The 454-nt window shown below is 53.3% G+C and carries 1 protein-coding gene; it reads left to right on the top strand.

Annotated features, from left to right (window positions below; all coding sequences use genetic code 11):
• On the top strand, window positions 1-454 hold a 454-nt coding region (locus PH558_RS34410), incomplete at both ends, for an HlyD family secretion protein (protein ID WP_285208571.1).

The raw sequence follows: 454 nt of genomic DNA, 5'->3' as shown, positions 1-454 counted from the left end.
GGTGGAAGTGAGCAACTTGACTGTCGATCAATTGCAGCAACGACTGAACGCCGTTCGACAGGGTATTTTTGTCTTCGGAGATGGACAGAACGACGTACCATATTCCCGCCAGCGCCAGGATGAGGTCATAGTCCATATCAGCGACCTGAATTCCCGGATCGCTGAGAATGAAACTCGCGCCGCCGAAGTTGAAAAGCAACTGACAGAAGAAGGAATTCGAGTCAGCAGCCTCGAATCCGCAACCGCGATGGCCCCGTTCGACGGAGTCGTTTGGAGCAGAAGCATCGTCAGTGGCTCCAATGTCGTGCTCAATAATGCGCTCATGCGAATCCTCGATTGCCGGGAGCTGTTCGTTGACATCCTTGTTCCCGAAGTCGATTATGACGAAATCTATCCCGGACTGGCCGCACAGGTTCGGCTGCTTGGTCGCAGCGATGTTTTCAAAGGTTCAGTC

Source organism: Rhizobium pantanalense (genome assembly GCF_030182525.1).
In the GTDB taxonomy this organism is placed as follows: domain Bacteria; phylum Pseudomonadota; class Alphaproteobacteria; order Rhizobiales; family Rhizobiaceae; genus Rhizobium.
The sequence above is the reverse complement of the archived record's forward strand: the minus strand, read 5'-3'. Positions and strand labels throughout refer to the sequence as shown.